Genomic DNA, 16,305 nt, shown 5'->3' on the forward strand with positions numbered 1-16,305 from the left:
GCCCGGGCCATCGCGGAGGAGAGCGGCCTCGCCCCATCAGCTGAGCGGCACGCGCCGGCGGTAGACGACGTAGGGCCGCCACAGGTACGCGACGGGCGCGGACCAGACGTGGACGAGCCTGGTGAACGGCCAGATCGCGGCGAGCAGCCAGGCGGACAGGGCGTGCAGCTGGAAGACCAGCGGCACGTCGGCCATCAGGGCGGGGTCGGGGTGGAGGGTGAGGACGCCGCGGAACCAGACGGCGATCGTGGCGCGGTAGTCGTAGCCGCCGCCGAGCAGGTTCGCGCCGATGGTCGCGCTCATGCCGAGCAGGATCACCACGGCGAGGACGGCGAACAGGACCTTGTCGGCGCGGGTGGTCGTACGGCGCACCCGCGGGCTGGTGAAGCGGCGGGCCAGCAGCAGCGCCAGGCCCGCGACCACCATGAGCCCGGCCACGGTGCCGGCGACCACCGACACCAGGTGGTAGAGGTGCTCGTCGATCCCGACGGCCGCGGTCCACGACTTGGGGACGAGCAGACCGAGCACGTGCCCGCCGATGGCGGCGAACGCGCCGAGATGGAACAGCGGCGAGCCGAGCCGCAGCAGCCGGCTCTCCAGCACCTGCGTGGTACGGGTCGTCCAGCCGAACTGGTCGACGCGCCAGCGCCAGACGTGCCCGACGACGAAGACCGTCAGCGCGATGTAGGGGACGACGACCCAGAGCGCGACGTTCACGGTCTGACCTCCAGTTCGGTGAGCGGCGGGCCGTACGGCGCCAGCCCGACCTCCTCGGCGGGCGGCCCGGCCAGGGCGAGGTCGGCGACGGCGGCGTGCTCGGCCGCCGACAGCTCGGGCAGCTCGCCGCAGAGCGCGTCGAGGACGAGCGCGTACGGCGAGCCGCTCTCGTGCAGCGCGGTGCGGATGAGCTCCAGGCCCTTGCGGTGCTGCCGGAGCGGCGCCTCCCCTGTGGCGGGACCGGCCAGGGCGGCGAACTCGCAGACGACGGGCAGGAAGTCGGGCAGTTCGCCCTCGGGCGGGGTGAGCCCGGCGACCCGGTAACGCTGCTTGAGCGTGAGCAGGGCCATGCCGCGGCGGCGGGTGTCGCCGTGCAGGTAGTAGGTGAGGTAGAGGCTCGATCTGCGGCGCAGGTCGAAGGTCTGGACGTAGTGGCGGGCCAGCTCCATCGGCTGCCGGCCGCCGAACCAGGCCACGAAGGCGGTCAGCGAGGCGCGGGCCGCCGACTCCGGCAGGGCGCGTACCGCCTGGGCCAGCTCGTCGCGGGCGGCGAGGAGGGCGGGGTCGGGGTACTGGAGCAGGAGGGAGACCAGCCGGAGCAGCGCCGCCCGCTCTCCAGGCGCTGGCTGCGTGCTGGTCTCCGTGCCGGGTCGCGTGTCGGACCTCAGGCGGAGTCTCATGCCTGGCCTCCCTTGCCGACGAAGAGCTTCAGGCCCAGCCGGCCGTCGCCGCGTCGGCCGGTGACACCGGTGGGGTGGAAGTCGCTCATGCCGGGCCCGCCGTCGCCGTCGAGGCTGCACCCGCCGGCCTGGGCGGACAGGGCGGCGGCGTCCTCGCGGTGGGCGGCGGGCACGACGTAGCGCTCGTCGTACTTGGCGATGGCGAGCAGCCGGTACATGTCCTCCATGTCGGCGGCCGTCATCCCGGCCGACTCCAGCAGGTCCGTGGCGACGGTGCCGTCGATGGTGCGGGCCCGCATGTACGCCCGCATCGCCGACAGCTTCATCAGCACCCCGGCCACCACCTCGGTGTCGCCGGCCGAGAACAGGCTCGCCAGATACTCCAGCGGGATGCGCAGGTCGGTGATGGCGTGGAAGACGTTGTCGGGGTCGTCGGCGTCGGCGCCCACGCCGGTGACGGCGTCGAGGACGGGCGAGAGCGGCGGGATGTACCAGACCATGGGCAGCGTCCGGTACTCCGGGTGCAGCGGCAGCGCGACCCGGTAACGCATGGCCAGCCGGTAGATCGGGGAGCGTCGGGCCGCCTCGATCCAGTCCTCGCTGATGCCGCCGGCGCGGGCCGCGGCGATCACCGCGGGATCCTCCGGGTCGAGGAAGACCCGGCGCTGCGCCTCCAGCAGGTCGCGGGGGTCGGTGACGCGGGCGGCGTCGAGCACGGCGTCGGCGTCGTACAGGATGAGGCCGAGGTAGCGCAGCCGGCCGACGCAGGTCTCGGCGCACACGGTGGGCTGGCCGGCCTCGATGCGGGGGAAGCAGAAGGTGCACTTCTCGGCCTTGCCGGTCTTGTGGTTGACGTACACCTTCTTGTACGGGCACGACGAGACGCACATGCGCCAGCCGCGGCAGCGTTCCTGGTCCACGAGGACGATGCCGTCCTCCTCGCGCTTGTACATGGCGCCGGACGGGCAGGCGGCGACGCAGGCCGGGTTGAGGCAGTGCTCGCAGATGCGCGGCAGGTGGAACATGAAGGTCTTGTCGAACTCCATCGCCACCTTCTCCGCCATCGCGGCGAGGTTGGGGTCGGCCGGGGCGTGCTCGGGGGCGCCGCCGAGGTCGTCCTCCCAGTTCGCGCCCCAGGTGATGGCCATGTCGCGGCCGGTGATGGCGGATTTGGGGCGGATGACCGGGGTGTGCGGTCCAGCGGGGGCGTTGATGAGGGTGTCGTAGTCGTAGGTGGCCGGCTCGTAGTAGTCGTCCAGGGTGGGCAGGTCGGGGTTGGAGAACAGGTTGAGCAGGCGCTTGATCCGGCCGCCGGCGCGGAGCTTGAGCCGGCCGCGCCCGTCGAGCTGCCAGCCGCCGTGCCAGCGGTCCTGGTCCTCGTAGCGCTTCGGGTAGCCGACGCCGGGCTTGGTCTCGACGTTGTTGAACCAGACGTACTCGACGCCGTCCCGGTTGGTCCAGGTCTGCTTGCAGGTGACCGAGCAGGTGTGGCAGCCGATGCACTTGTCCAGGTTCATGACCATGGCGACCTGTGCCATGACGCGCATCAGTACGTCACCTCCTGGCCCCGGCGGCGGATCACCGTGATCTCGTCACGCTGGTTGCCGGTGGGCCCGTAGTAGTTGAAGGCGTAGGTGAACTGCGCGTACCCGCCGATGAGGTGGCTGGGCTTGAGCAGCAGCCGGGTGAGGGAGTTGTGCACGCCGCCGCGCCGGCCCGACTTCTCGGTCAGGGGGACGTTCACGTTGCGGTCCTTGGCGTGGTACATGTACACGGTCCCGGCGGGCATGCGGTGCGAGACGACGGCCCGTGCCACGACCACGCCGTTGCGGTTGTACGCCTCGATCCAGTCGTTGTCGGCCACCCCGATCCTGGCGGCGTCCTCGACGCTCATCCAGATCGTCGGCCCGCCGCGCGACAGCGCCAGCATGTAGGCGTTGTCCTGGTACTCCGAGTGGATGGACCACTTCGAGTGCGGCGTCAGGTAGCGCACGGTGACCTCGGCCCCGTCCTGGCCGTCGCCCTGCTCGCCGTAGTGGCGGCGCATGTTGAGCGGCGGCCGGTAGGCGGGCAGCTGCTCCCCCAGCTCGATCATCCAGTCGTGGTCGAGGAAGAACTGCTGGCGGCCGGTCAGCGTGTGCCAGGGTTTGTCGCGTTCGACGTTGATGACGAAGGCGGAGTAGCGGCGTCCGCCGGTCTCGGACCCGGACCATTCGGGCGAGGTGATGACGGGCTGCGGCCTGGACCGGGTGTCGGCGAACGTGATCCGCTTGCCCTCGTGCTCGGCGGCCAGGTCGGCGAGCCGGGTGCCGGTGCGCCGCTCCAGCGTCTCGAAGCCCTGCGTGGACAGGCGGCCGTTGGTGGTGCCGGACAGCGCGAGGATGGCCTCGCACATGCGGTCGGCCGTGGCCAGGGAGACGTGGCCCTCGGGGGTGGCGCCGTTCCTGGCGCGCAGGTCGTCCAGCTCGGGCCCGACCCGGTACGTGACGCCCTTGGTGGTCAGGCCCAGCTCGGCGAAGAGCGGCCCGATGCCGCGCATCCGCTCGCCGACGGCGGCGTAGTCGCGCTCGATCGTGACGATCTTCGGCATGGTCTTCCCGGGGATCGGCTCGCACTCGCCGTGCTTCCAGTCGCGTACGCGGCCACCGGGCTGCGCCAGCTCGTCCGGCGTGTCGTGGGCGAGCGGGACGGCGAGGACGTCGGTCCGCTTGCCGAGGTGGCGGGCGGCCAGCTCGGAGAAGGCGTCGGCGAGGCCGAGGAAGACGTCGTAGTCGGCGCGGGTCTGCCACGGCGGGGCGATGGCCGGGTTGAAGGCGTGGACGAACGGGTGCATGTCGGTCGAGGACAGGTCGTGCTTCTCGTACCAGGTGGCGGCCGGCAGCACGATGTCGGCGAACAGCGCCGTGGACGTCATGCGGAAGTCGATCGTGGTGAGCAGGTCGAGCTTGCCCTCGGTGGCCTCCTCCCGCCAGCGCACCTCGGTGGGGTGGATGCCCTCCCGGTTGCGGGTCTCGGCGTCGGCGCCGAGGAGGTGCCGCAGGAAGTACTCGTTGCCCTTGCCGGACGAGCCCAGCAGGTTGGCCCGCCAGACGGTGAGCACGCGCGGGAAGTTCGCCGGCTCGCCGGGATCCTCGGCGGCGAAGCGCAGCCGGCCGGACCTGAGCTCGTCCACCACGTGCTCGGCCACGCCGACGCCCTTCGCGGCGGCCTCGTCGGCGAGCGTGAGCGGGTTCCGGTTGAACGTCGGGTGCGACGGCAGCCAGCCCAGCCGGGCCGCCTGGGCGTTGCAGTCGGCGAACGACCGTCCCTCGAACAGGCCGTCCCCGAGCGGGCTGGACAGCTCGTCGGCCTGGATCTGCTCGTAGCGCCACTGGTCGGTGGCGAGGTACCAGAACGCCGTCCCCGCCATGTGCCGGGTCGGCCGCTGCCAGTCGAAGGCGAAGGCCAGGTGCTGGAAGCCGGTGATCGGCCGGACCTTCTCCTGGCCGACGTAGTGGCCCCAGCCGCCGCCGTTGACGCCCTGGCAGCCGGTCAGCAGCACCAGCGTCAGGAAGGCCCGGTAGATCTGGTCGGAGTGGAACCAGTGGTTGGTGCCCGCGCCCATCGCGATCATCGACCGGCCCTCGGTGACCTCGGCGTTGCGGGCGAACTCGCGGCCGATCCTGGCGATCGTCGCGGCGGGGACCGAGGTGATCTCCTCCGCCCAGGCCGGCGTGTACGGCTGCGCCGCGTCCTCGTAGCCCTGCGGCCACTCGCCGGGCAGGTCGGCGCGCGGCACGCCGTACTGGGCCATGAGCAGGTCGAACACCGTCGTGACGAGCTTGCCGCCCACCTCGGTCGCGGGCACGCCGCGGCGCATGACCGAGCCGCCCTCGGTGGCGCCCTCGTCGAAGCGCGGCAGGTCGACCTCGACGGCGCGGCCGGCGCGGCCGAGCAGGGTCAGGGCGGGGGTGGCGCCGGCCAGGTCGAGGTTCCAGCGGCCCTCGCCCTCCTCGCCCCAGCGGAAGCCGAGCGAGCCGTTCGGGACGCGCGGCTCGCCCGTCTCCTCGTCCAGGAAGACGGTCTTGAACGCGGCGTTCTCGCCGGCGTCGTCAGTCAGGTCGGCGGCGGTCAGGAAGCGGCGCGGCACGTAGGCGTCGCCGCGCGGCTCCAGCGTCACCAGGAACGGCAGGTCGGTGTATTTCCGTACGTAGTCGGTGAAGTACGGGACCTGCCGCTCGCGGAAGAACTCGGTCAGCACCACGTGCCCCATCGCCATCGCCAGCGCGCCGTCCGTGCCCGGATGCGGCGCCAGCCAGTCGTCGGCGAACTTGACGTTGTCGGCGTAGTCGGGGCTGACCGCCACCACCTTCGTGCCCTGGTAGCGGGCCTCGGTCATGAAATGGGCGTCCGGGGTGCGGGTGACCGGGATGTTGGAGCCCCACATGATCAGGTAGCGGGAGTTCCACCAGTCGGCCGCCTCGGGCACGTCCGTCTGGTCGCCCCACACCTGCGGCGAGGCGATCGGCAGGTCGGCGTACCAGTCGTAGAACGACAGCAGCGTGCCGCCGATCATCGACAGGAACCGCGTCCCTGCCGCGAACGACGCCATCGACATGGCCGGGATGGGCGAGAACCCCACCACCCGGTCAGGCCCGTACTCCTTGACCGTGTGCACGTGCGCGGCGGCCATCAGCTCCAGGACCTCGTCCCACTCCGCGCGGACGAACCCGCCCTTGCCGCGGGCCCGCTTGTACGCCCGCGCCCGCTCCGGGTCGCCGGTCAGCTCCGCCCACGCCAGCACCGGGTCCCCCAGCCTGGACCTGGCCTCCCGCCACGCCTCCAGCAGCACCCCGCGCACGTACGGGTAGCGCACCCGCGACGGCGAGTAGGTGTACCAGGAGAACGACGCGCCACGGGGGCAGCCGCGCGGCTCGTACTCGGGCGACTCCGGCCCCACCGAGGGATAGTCGGTCGCCTGGTGCTCCCACGTGATGAGCCCGTCCTTGACGAACACCTGCCACGAGCACGAACCCGTGCAGTTCACGCCGTGCGTCGAGCGCACCACCTTGTCGTGCGCCCAACGGTCCCGGTAGAAGCGGTCCCAGCCGCTCGGGTCGACCTGGTGCAGGGTCCGGCCGTCGGCCGACACCTCCGACCTGGTGAAGAACGTACGGGCGGCCAGCAGCGGCCCCATCCCGGGAACCGCATCGATGTCGGTCATGGAACCTTCCTCGCCACAGGGGATACAGGGCTCACGAGGAAAGACTTCCGGCATAGGCACCATGTCGGGCAGGGACCAAAGTCCCGCCTCCCAAGGCGATAGGCCCTCAGGTGGCTGGCAGGGCGGTGGCCAGCAGCACGACGCCCAGCGAACCCACCAGCGACGTCACCGCCATCACCCGGGCGAGCCTCGGCCGGCCCGCACCGGTCAGCCACCCGTGCGCCCCGGCGGCGGCCATGACGGCGCAGAACAGCAGCAGCTTCGCCGCCAGGATCCGGCCGTAACCAGGCTCGGCGAGCGAGGCCCACGTCACGCCCTTGTGCCAGGCGATGGCCACCCCGGTGGCGAGTTGCACCGGCAGGAACACCGCGGCGGTGAGCAGCCCGAAGCGGCGGCCCACGGCGCTCAGCACCTGGCCCCGCCGCTGCTCGTCCAGCAGCCGCCGGGCCAGGGGCAGCAGCACCAGCGACACCGAGAGCTGGCCGCCGACCCACAGCGCCGCGCCCAGCACGTGCAGGAACCGCACCACCGACCACCACGTCATGACCCGCTCACCTCGAACAGCCCGTGCGCGCCCGCCTCCGCCTGACGCATCGTGTGGTCCACCACCGGGTACTTGCCCGGCTCGGGGAAGACCAGCTCGGCGAAGCCGCCCTGCGCGGGGGCGAGGTCGAGCGTCTGCGCCCCGCCGGGGTCGCCGGATCGCAGCGCGTACGCGCCCTCCTTGTAGACCGTGTCGAACGGCGCTCCGACCACGTGCAGCGACGTGCCCGAGCTGGGCCCGGCGGCCACGGCCCACAGGCGTACGCGCTCGCCGGCCTCGGCCCGCAGCGGGGCGTGGTCGTAGCCCGCGGCGGCGCCGTTGAACATCCAGCCGTCCGGCTCGCCCGCCCGCATCTTGGCGACCTGGGCCTCGCTGCCGGGCTCGCCGAGGTAGAGCTCGCCCTGCACCAGGAGGTATTCGCGGTCCACCGGCGGCAGGCCGGGCGGGTCGATGACGACCGCGCCGTACATGCCGTTGGCGATGTGCTGCGTCATGGGCATGGTCGAGCAATGGTACAGCCAGGCCCCGGCGAACTCCGCGCGGAACCGGTACGTCAGCCGCTCCCCCGGCTGGATCGTCCGCATCGGGCCGTCCGGCGCGGTGGCCCCGGCGTGGAAGTCGATGCCGTGGCCCATCGTGCCGCCGTTGACGAACGTCACGACGAACACGTCACCGACCTTGCCGCGCAGCACCGGCCCCGGCATGGTCCCGTTGAACGTCCACACGCGCTGCCGCACCCCGGGCGCGACCTCCTGGACGACCTTGTCGTCGGCGCGGATCTCGACGTGGTGCTCGGTGCCGCCGGGCGCGGGCCGCAGGGCGGCGTCGTACGGCATCCAGCCCGGCGACATGGGGGCGGCGAGGTCGAGGCGGGCGGGGCCGGACGGGTGCGCGGCGGCGTGGGCGGATATTTCCGTTCCTGTCGGGACGATCCGCATCGTCATGCCCGCCGCCCGATGCCCGGCCACCGTGCACCAGCCGTCCACGGCCGCGCCGAGGGCCGCCAGCTTCAGCGTCGCGCTCTGGCCGGGGGCGAGCGCCGGGGTGCGCTCGCCGGTGGCCAGGCGCAGGTCGTGGCGCTGGGCGTCGGCGTTGGTGACCCGCAACGTCAGGACCGTGCCCGGGGGCGCCTCGATCACCGCCGGGCGGATGCTCATCCCGGACAACGTCACCTCGACCGTACGGGAGCCGGTCACGGTGACCGTGGCCGGGCCCGTACCACCCGTCGTGGCGACGACGACCGCGGCCGCCGTCAGCAGGCAACCGGCGGCCACCCCGGCCACGGCCGGCGACGATCGCCACGACGCCGCACGGGCGCGGGTCAGTGCGGTGACCGCCAGCACGACGAACGCCGCGGCCGAGCCCAGGACGAGCGCCCAGCCCAGCAGCATCACAGGGGGCGGCACCGGCAGGACCAGCAGCGGCACCCCCACGTTGAGCGCCGCCAGCCGCACCGGCCAGCCGCGCTCCAGCAGCGCCGCGTTCTCCTTGAACCGGGCCGGCCCGCCGCCCAGCACCGCGGGCAGCAGGTGCAGCAGCGAGCCGAACAGCACCTGGGCCACGAACCCGACGAGCACCAGCGGCAGCAGCGGCTCCAGCGCCGCGGCGACCCCGGCCGCCGGGCGGGTGGCGACGACCACCGCGTTCGCGACCAGAGCCACCTCGAACCAGGCAATCGCCGCGCCCAGCATCCAGGCGGCCCCGGTGTGGGGCCGCCTGCGCCGCAGCGCGTCGGCCAGCGGCACGAGCGCCGCCAGCGCCCCCGCCGCGTACGCCACCAGCCCGGCCAGGGCCACCCACCGCCAGCCCGCCAGCAACCCGCCGGTCGCGACCGCCAGCCCGGGAACGGCCAGCCGCAGCCCCAGGCGGGAGGCCCGCCTCGTCCCGTCCGCCATGCGGGTGCGCAGCACCGTGGGCCAGAGCGTGAACAGCGTGCCGAGCACGGTCAGCCCGATCCAGCCGAACAGGTTCACGACGGCGTGCGCGGCCTGCATCCGCTCGTGGGCCGCGCCGTGCCCGACGTCCGCGGCCAGCAGCCCGCCGAGCACGCCGCCGGTGGCGAGCGCTACGGGGGCGGCGACGTACCAGCCGACGACGTGACCGAACCGGCCGGGCAGCGCCTGACGTACCAGCGTGACGAGCACGCCGGCGTGCCACAGCACCGCCCCCGCCACCAGCGCCGCGCCGGCGGCGGCGACCTGCCACGGCCCGGCCGACACCCCGGCCAGCACCGCGACCGCGCCCGCGTTGAGCAGGCCGAGCCTGGCGAGGCTGCCTCGGCCCGGCGGGGTGCGGACGCGCAGCAGCGCGACGGTGAAGTGCTCGCTCCAGATGAGGATGGCGGTGCTGATCGCGCCCAGCAGGAACACGTGGATCAGCAGCCAGCGCGGCGCCGGCAGCACGTCGCCGACCAGCGCCGCCACCACGGTGAGGGCGAGCCAGCCGACGACGACCGCGTTCGCCCGCAGGTGCCACGAGGCGCGGGGACGCGGCGGTGGCGCGAGCGGCGGTCTGCCGCCCTCGATGCGGATGTCGACCGGACTCACCTCGATGACCTCCCTGTCAGACGCCGGCCGGCTGGGCCGTGCGGCGGGCGGCCACCGAGCGGATCACGGTCACCGTCAGGGCCAGGGTGAGCACGGCGGTGACGGCCAGCAGCGCCAGGCCGAGCCCGTACGAGCCGAGCCGCCCGTAGACGAAGCCCATCACCAGCGGCGGGACGAACCCGCCGAGCCCGCCCGCCGCGCCGACCAGCCCCGTCACCGTGCCGACCTTGTCGGCCGGCGCGACCTGGGCGACGAGGGCGAAGGTGGCGCCGCTGCCCGCGCCGAGCGCGGCGGCCATGGTCAGGAAGGCGATCGTGCCGATCGGCATCAGCCCCGGCGTCAGCGCCTGCACCCCGGCCGAGACGGCGATGACGACGAACACGCCGGTCAGCACGGGCACGGGGCCGATCCGGTCGGACAGCCAGCCGCCGAGCGGCCGGGCCAGGACCGCCAGCACCACGAAGCCGGCCATGCGGTTGGCGGCGTCGACCTGTTCGAGCCCGTAGCCGGTCTGGAGGTAGGCGGGCAGGTAGACGGAGAAGGCGACGTAGCCGCCGAACGCGACCGCGTACAGCACGCACGCCTGCCACGTGATCGGCAGCTTCACCGTGGCCGCCATGCGCGTCATCAGGGGCTGGGTCGCGACGCTGCGGCCGGGCGCGTCGCGCAGCACCAGCCAGGCGACGACGGCGTAGACGGCGAGCACCCCAGCGGTGATCAGGAAGGGGGTGGCCGAGCCGCCGGTGCGCACCAGGGGCACGGTGGTCAGCGCGCTGATCGCGGTGCCGCCCATCCCCGCGCCGAAGACGCCCACAGCGAAGCCGCGGCGGTGCGGCGGGAACCACGCGTTGACGAACGGCACGCCGACGGCGAACACCGTCCCGCCGACGCCGAGGAAGAACCCGCCGACCAGCAGCGCGGCCAGCGAGGTCTGCCCGGCGACGCCGATGAACAGCACGGGCACGATGGTGGCCGCGGAGATGAGCGGGAACATCACCCGCCCGCCAAAGCGGTCGGTCAGCGCGCCGACCGGGATGCGGCCGAGCGAGCCGACGATCACGGGTACGGCGACCAGCAGCGCCTGCTGCCCTGCCGACAGCCCGAGCAGCTCCTTGAAACGCGGTCCCAGCGGGCTGAGCAGCGCCCACGCCCAGAAGTTCACCGCGAAGCCCAGGGTCGCCAGGCCGAGCATCAGCACGGGTACGCGCGCGTGAGGAGAGGCTGGTGCGTTCGTCATGAACCCCAAGATCCCGCCCTCCCCGGGGTCACCGGCAGGGACCAAAGTCCTTGAAAACCCGTCCGATGGCCCGTCTTCCGCCACCGGCCGGGGCAGGAGAAGGTAAAGGGCCGCTATGGGGATAATCGCGGCCGATAAAGGAGTCGCGCTCCGCGCGTTTGACCGGAGAATATGCGTGCGGCGCCGTATCAATAATGTCCGCCGTTCGTCTTGACGCTGCTCCGAGACGGGGGTTCAGGATGGAGGGGTCAGCGGAGAACGCGAACCGCGGGAGGAACCATGCTCAAGGAAGCCTGCGCTGTCAGCGCCCTTGTGGCGGCCGCCCTCGTCCCTTCGATGCCTTCGCAGGCGCAGGCCGCGAACGCCGGCGCCACGACCTCGTCCATCGACTCCTCCGCCACGCAGGCGCCGAAATGCAAATGGCTCGAGGAGAACGGCAAGAGATGTTATTACTGCCGCGGCGAGAAAGGCAGCGGATACAAGAGGCAGTACTGCGAGCGGCGGCGCAGCGAGTCCCAGATGCGGGGCAACGAGTCCCAGATGCACGGGAACAAGTCTCAGATGCACGGCAACAAGTCCCAGATGCAGGGCAACATGCCTCACATGCCGATGAGCCTCGAATGCGTGACCACCAAGAAGCCCACCACGAACAGCCCGAACCGCACCTGCAAGACCTGCAAGGACGCCAGCACCGGCAAGCAGATCTACCAGGAGTGCAACAGCTAGAGCCCGCAGGACGCTCCTGACCTGCGTGAAAGCCCCGCCCGGGTGGTTCTGCCCCGGGCGGGGCCCAGGTCAGGGAACCTGGCCGGGCTCGTCCACGACGCCGGTGGACAGGACGGACATCGCCGCGGTCACCCCGTCCCGCTCCACCGTGAGCCCCAGGTAGTGGTAGTCCTCCGGGTCGAGGATGTAGGAGCCCTTGCCGGCCGCCCCGAGGTCGAGCACGACGCCGATGCCGGTGCGGCCGTCGCCGTCGGTCGCGTTCTGCTCGATCCTGACGTTCGGGATCTTGGCCAGTGCCCGGTACATCCCGGCCGCCGTGTCCGGTGGCACCAGCCGGCCGTAGCTCATGTACCAGCCGATCGCGCCGAACGCCTTCACGTCCTGCTCGGTGCCCGCCGGGCACTCGGGGGCGCAGATCGACAGCGGCGTCAGCTCACGTGGCAGCGAGCGGAAGTGCCGGAGCAGCTCGTCGGGGTCGGTGGGCAGCCGCCGGAGCTCGGCCAGGGTCTTGCCGGGGTGCGAGGGGCCCCGCTCGGCGTCGGTGACCTTCAGCTTGCCGCCCTCCGTGCGGATGGCGGTCCTGGTGCCGTCCAGCTTGTGCCAGCTCTCGTACGTCGGCAGGTCGCCGCCGGGCATGTGCTGCGTCTGCTGCCGGTAGAACCACTGGTCCGGGCCGGGCTCGGCGGCCATGGTGGACGCGGCGGCGAGCGCGGCCCGCTCCAGCACGGCTGCAGGGGCGGTGATCGTGGCCGGATGATGCGCCACGGCGGGCCGGACGCCCTCCGCCGCCCCGCCCCGCGTGAGCTGCCAGCCGCCCACGCCGAGAACGCACGCGGCGGCCAGCGCGAGCCCCCACCGGAGCCGGGGCAGGCGGCGCGACTTCACCGGCCGGCGGCGAGTACGGAGCTCGGCGAGACGGCGTTCCACGCCGCTCAGGTCCTGCCGCACGGGCACCTCCGCGCGCATCCGCCTCACCAGGTCGAACTCGTCGTGGATCTTCGTCACCAGCCCGCTCCTTCGTCCTCGGCCGCCGGGTCCAGCCCGCGCAGCGCGCGGCGTAGCGCGAACCGGGCCCGGTTCATCCGCGAACGCACCGTCCCGACCGGGATGCCGAGCGCCGCGGCCGCCTCCTCGTACGTCAGCTCCGCCCACATGACCAGCAGCAACGTGTCCCGGTGCGCGCGTGACAACCCGGCCAGCGCCTTGGCCAGCCGCTGCCGCGCCGCGCCCGCCGCCACCCGCCGCTCCACGTCGTCGGTGAACGGCTCCACCACCGGGTCCGCCCCCGTACGGCTGAGGGCCCGGTAGAGCGCGATCTCCCTGCGGCGGTGCTGGCCGATCAGGTTGGTGGCGATGCCGTACAGCCAGGAGCGCTCGTCGCCGCGCGCCACGTCGTACGACTCCAGGTGCTGGAACGCCTGCGCGAACGTCTCGGCCACGATGTCGTCGGCCGGTTCGACGCCGAGCCGCCGGACGACGTACCGCTTGAGCCCCGGTCCGTGCTGGGTGAACAGCTCGGCGAACCGGTCGGAGGGTGGCCGCGGGGGCGCGTCCGTCCAGCTCTCATGTCGCATCTCGTGCCTCTCATGTCATCGTGCTGACAGAGGTAATTGGCACGAGCCGGGCCGGCGGTTCCATGAAATCTCAGCGGTTGCGCCAGCGCGGCGGGCGTTTCTCGGCGAACGCGGTCAGGCCCTCCGTGACGTCCTCGCTGACCATGAGGTCGTCCAGCGCCGGCGACGGGTGGGTGACCGCGTCCAACACGTCCGCGATCCCCTGCGTCTCGGCCATGATCTGCAGGGACGCCCGTACGGACGTCGGCGAGCTCTCCAGGACCTCCCTGGCCAGCTCCCGCGCGCCCGCCAGTGCCTGCCCCGGCTCGGTCACCCGGTTGACCAGGCCGTGCTCCAGGGCCTCCGCGGCACTGAGCCGGCGGCCGGTGAGGATCATCTCGGTGGCGAGCTTGCCGGGCAGCGCCCTGGGGAGGCGTACGAGGCCGCCCGCCGCCGCGACCAGGCCCACCTTGACCTCGCTCAGCGCGAAGCGGGCCGTCGCGTCGGCGACCACCAAGTGGCAGGCCAGCGCGATCTCGAACCCGCCGCCCATGGCGAAGCCGTTGACCGCCGCGATGACCGGCTTGGTGATGTTCCGGCGCGAGGTGAGGCCGGCGAAGCCGTTCTTCGGCACCCACATGGGCCGGCCTGAGGCCGAGTAGAGCAGGTCGTTCCCGGCGGAGAACGCCTGGTCGCCCGCGCCCGTGATGATCGCCACCCACAGGCCGGGGTCGGCGAAGAAGGCGTCGAAGACCTCGTCGAGCTCGTCGTTCGCGGGCGGGTGGAGGCTGTTGCGGCTGTCCGGCCGGTTGATCGTCACCTCCAGGACGTGGCCGTCGCGGCGGACCAGCACGTGCTCGTAGTCGTCACGCAGGACGGCCGGCCTGGGCGGGAACAAGTCGTCCATGAGGGCGTCGTCCACGGCGACGCGGTTGCCGGATGCGAAGGAGCGGACGTAGACCCGCCGCCCGATCGGCTCGCCGACGGTGAGCAGGCCGAGCGTACGCTCGTCGTCGGTCGTGGCGATGAACCGGCGGCCGTCGGCCTCCAGACGGCCCACGACGATCCCGGTACGCTTCCCGCCCCGGCCGTGCTTGACCGTGTAGGTCTCGATCGTGCCCCAGCCGTCGGCCTGGAATGCCTGCTCGACGCCGGGCCGGGAGTCGAGCTCGGCCTGGAGCGCGGCGCTGCGGTCCGGCCGCCAGGGGGTGGGCGTGGTGGAGTAGACGCCGGCCGAGTACTTGCTGAGCGAGCCGCCGTTCGCGCCGACCAGCCCGTACGCGCCCGGCTGCGCCCGCAGCCGCCGTACGGTCTCGGCGATGGCGTGCATCGAGTAGTTGTTGCCCGCACCCCCGAAGAACGGCAGCCCGCCGGTCACGGTCAGCTCGCGCGAGCCGTCGGCGGGCAGGCCGAGCCCGTCGCAGACGGCGGACACGGCGATCGGGAAACAGGAGTAGAGGTCGATCACGGCCAGCTCGTCCGCCCCGATCCCGGCCTGCTCCAGCGCGTGCCGTACGGCCAGCACGGCGGCGGGGGCGCCGCTCAGGTCAGCGCGCTCCAGCAGACCGCGCTCACGCAGATCGGCATGACCGTGCAGGAAAACCCACCGCTCCCCCGGCACCCCCAGCCGCCGCGCCTCGGCCACGGACATCAACAGCACCGCCGCACCCTGGTTGACCTTCTCGCGCGCCACGACATAGCGGGTGTAGGGCTCGGCGATGAACCGGTTCTTCTCGCTCGGCGTGACCAGTTCCTCGGCAGTGCGCTCGACGGGCGCGGCGGCGTGCGGATTGGCCGCCGCGACCTTCGTGAACGGCGCGAACAACGCGCCCATGCCGGCCGCGTACTCCTCCCGCGTCTGCCCGAGACGGGCACGGCGAGCGTTGTCGAACAGGGCGTACTGGCTCGGCGCGTCCGTCAGCCCGTGAGCCGCCTGCTGCCGCGACACCAGTCCCTTGAGCCCGTAGCCACGGTCCTCCAGGTCCCCTTCGACACTCTCACTGAAGTCGGGCTTGTCCTCGGCCTTGGCAAGATGCTGCGCGGTCGAGATCGCCTCAGACCCGAAGACCAGCACCACCTGCGCCTCGCCGCTCGCGATGGCAGCCGCCATCTCGTTCACCAGACGCTGCGGCCCCTGCCCCCCGACCACCTCCAGAATCGCCCGCCGGGGAGCGGCCCCGACGCGGGCGGCGACCGACCGCGGATAGTTGGTGGACCTGCCCAGCGGGGACGGAATACCGGGTGCCGAAATCTCGAACTGCCGCACCCCCGCAACCGTGTCCACGGCCGCGGCCACCTCGCTGGGGTCCGCCCCACTGTCGCCGAGCGCTTGGCGCGCCGCCGCAGCGGCCAGTTCGACGGCCGACAGGCGGCGGTACCCAGGCTCCCCGATCCGCTCCGACGCCTCCCCGACGCCGACGAGCACCGGCGTGCGCGGATCAAGATCCTGGTACGTCATCCTCATACTCCTGTCGGCACCCGTTTGCAGACAAAAATCGTCCGCAACATGGCCGAGAGTATCCCCACCCAACGAACCGGACAACCATGCTGCCCAGTGCGACCGCCGAGCTCATCATGAAGGGTGGCCGTCTTTGGGGCAGTCGACGTCAGACACCCTGAGCGTGAGAGTTTCCGCAGCAAGCGTGCATTTGACATCGCCCATGTCTATGTCGAAGTACGATTGGCCGGAGACTTCCCGATGGGCGATATCTTCCAAGGTCTCCGCCGCCCGGGGTTCATAATCAGCGGGAAGCTCCATCTTGAGATTCCTTATTCCGCCGAATTCCAGCTCCACGACATGCGACTCGGCATCGGACCCCCGTAACTTCCCAAAGTAGACGAAACGGATCGTCAGGGTGGATCTTCGGGGAGAGATCGTCAGATCCTCGAGGTCGGCCATATTGTGGAGATCTATAAGCCCGCGAGCTGTTTCGAACTCTATTTCAGGCCATGTCGAAAATGGCTCCAACCCGATGAATCTCGCCATGTCGATATCCGTTCAGACGCTCACATCATGCCGATTTTTTGGAGCTTAGCATCACACTCCGAAACACAACGACAATCGACGGCGATGGATCACCCTCAGGTCAGGGGTGGGCG

The 16,305-nt window shown here is 72.0% G+C and carries 12 protein-coding genes; 1 reads left to right on the forward strand and 11 read right to left on the reverse strand.

The features are described 5' to 3' along the window. Window positions 1-36: 36 nt before the first annotated feature. The 7 genes from narI to BMW85_RS08865 all read right to left on the reverse strand — a co-directional run bounded on the left by narI (window position 37) and on the right by BMW85_RS08865 (window position 10,927). Window positions 37-717: a respiratory nitrate reductase subunit gamma gene (gene narI, locus BMW85_RS08835; protein WP_091079210.1), complete on the reverse strand. Its 681-nt coding sequence runs from the start codon at window positions 715-717 to the stop codon at window positions 37-39. Next, window positions 714-1,397 carry a nitrate reductase molybdenum cofactor assembly chaperone gene (gene narJ, locus BMW85_RS08840; RefSeq protein WP_177240563.1) on the reverse strand — a complete coding sequence of 228 codons (684 nt, stop codon included), beginning with the start codon at window positions 1,395-1,397 and terminating at the stop codon, window positions 714-716. Before narJ ends, narI begins: the two co-directional genes overlap by 4 nt. Beyond that, window positions 1,394-2,944 carry a nitrate reductase subunit beta gene (gene narH / locus BMW85_RS08845; protein ID WP_091079213.1) on the reverse strand — a complete coding sequence of 517 codons (1,551 nt, stop codon included), beginning with the start codon at window positions 2,942-2,944 and terminating at the stop codon, window positions 1,394-1,396. Before narH ends, narJ begins: the two co-directional genes overlap by 4 nt. Then, complete coding sequence (locus tag BMW85_RS08850) at window positions 2,944-6,600, reverse strand: nitrate reductase subunit alpha (RefSeq protein WP_091079215.1); 3,657 nt, start codon at window positions 6,598-6,600, stop codon at window positions 2,944-2,946. Before BMW85_RS08850 ends, narH begins: the two co-directional genes overlap by 1 nt. A 106-nt stretch (window positions 6,601-6,706) precedes the next feature. Beyond that, a complete protein-coding gene (locus tag BMW85_RS08855; RefSeq protein WP_091079217.1) occupies window positions 6,707-7,144 on the reverse strand; it encodes a hypothetical protein in 438 nt (145 codons plus the stop codon). Beyond that, window positions 7,141-9,690, reverse strand: a complete 2,550-nt coding sequence (locus BMW85_RS08860; protein ID WP_091079219.1) for a multicopper oxidase domain-containing protein — start codon at window positions 9,688-9,690, stop codon at window positions 7,141-7,143. The genes BMW85_RS08855 and BMW85_RS08860 overlap by 4 nt, the downstream gene beginning before the upstream one ends. A 16-nt stretch (window positions 9,691-9,706) precedes the next feature. Then, a complete protein-coding gene (locus BMW85_RS08865; protein ID WP_091079221.1) occupies window positions 9,707-10,927 on the reverse strand; it encodes an MFS transporter in 1,221 nt (406 codons plus the stop codon). 279 nt (window positions 10,928-11,206) lie between these two features. On the opposite strand from BMW85_RS08865, the gene BMW85_RS08870 reads away from it, so the two are divergent. Further along, window positions 11,207-11,653 carry a hypothetical protein gene (locus BMW85_RS08870; protein ID WP_143082149.1) on the forward strand — a complete coding sequence of 149 codons (447 nt, stop codon included), beginning with the start codon at window positions 11,207-11,209 and terminating at the stop codon, window positions 11,651-11,653. Between the two features lie 69 nt (window positions 11,654-11,722). Here BMW85_RS08870 and BMW85_RS08875 read toward each other — a convergent pair whose 3' ends face one another. The 4 genes from BMW85_RS08875 to BMW85_RS08890 form a co-directional block, all read right to left on the reverse strand. Continuing rightward, window positions 11,723-12,658: a CU044_5270 family protein gene (locus BMW85_RS08875; protein WP_091079227.1), complete on the reverse strand. Its 936-nt coding sequence runs from the start codon at window positions 12,656-12,658 to the stop codon at window positions 11,723-11,725. Next, complete coding sequence (locus tag BMW85_RS08880) at window positions 12,655-13,227, reverse strand: RNA polymerase sigma factor (protein WP_091079230.1); 573 nt, start codon at window positions 13,225-13,227, stop codon at window positions 12,655-12,657. Before BMW85_RS08880 ends, BMW85_RS08875 begins: the two co-directional genes overlap by 4 nt. A gap of 70 nt (window positions 13,228-13,297) precedes the next feature. Then, window positions 13,298-15,664, reverse strand: a complete 2,367-nt coding sequence (locus BMW85_RS08885; protein WP_091079232.1) for an acetyl-CoA acetyltransferase — start codon at window positions 15,662-15,664, stop codon at window positions 13,298-13,300. A 114-nt stretch (window positions 15,665-15,778) separates the two neighbouring features. Further along, the gene (locus BMW85_RS08890) at window positions 15,779-16,192 is read right to left on the reverse strand and encodes a hypothetical protein (RefSeq protein WP_143082150.1); all 414 of its coding nucleotides are present in this window, start codon (window positions 16,190-16,192) and stop codon (window positions 15,779-15,781) included. Window positions 16,193-16,305 lie beyond the last annotated feature (113 nt).

The organism is Nonomuraea wenchangensis, from assembly GCF_900111685.1.
In the GTDB taxonomy this organism is placed as follows: Bacteria; Actinomycetota; Actinomycetes; order Streptosporangiales; family Streptosporangiaceae; genus Nonomuraea; species Nonomuraea wenchangensis.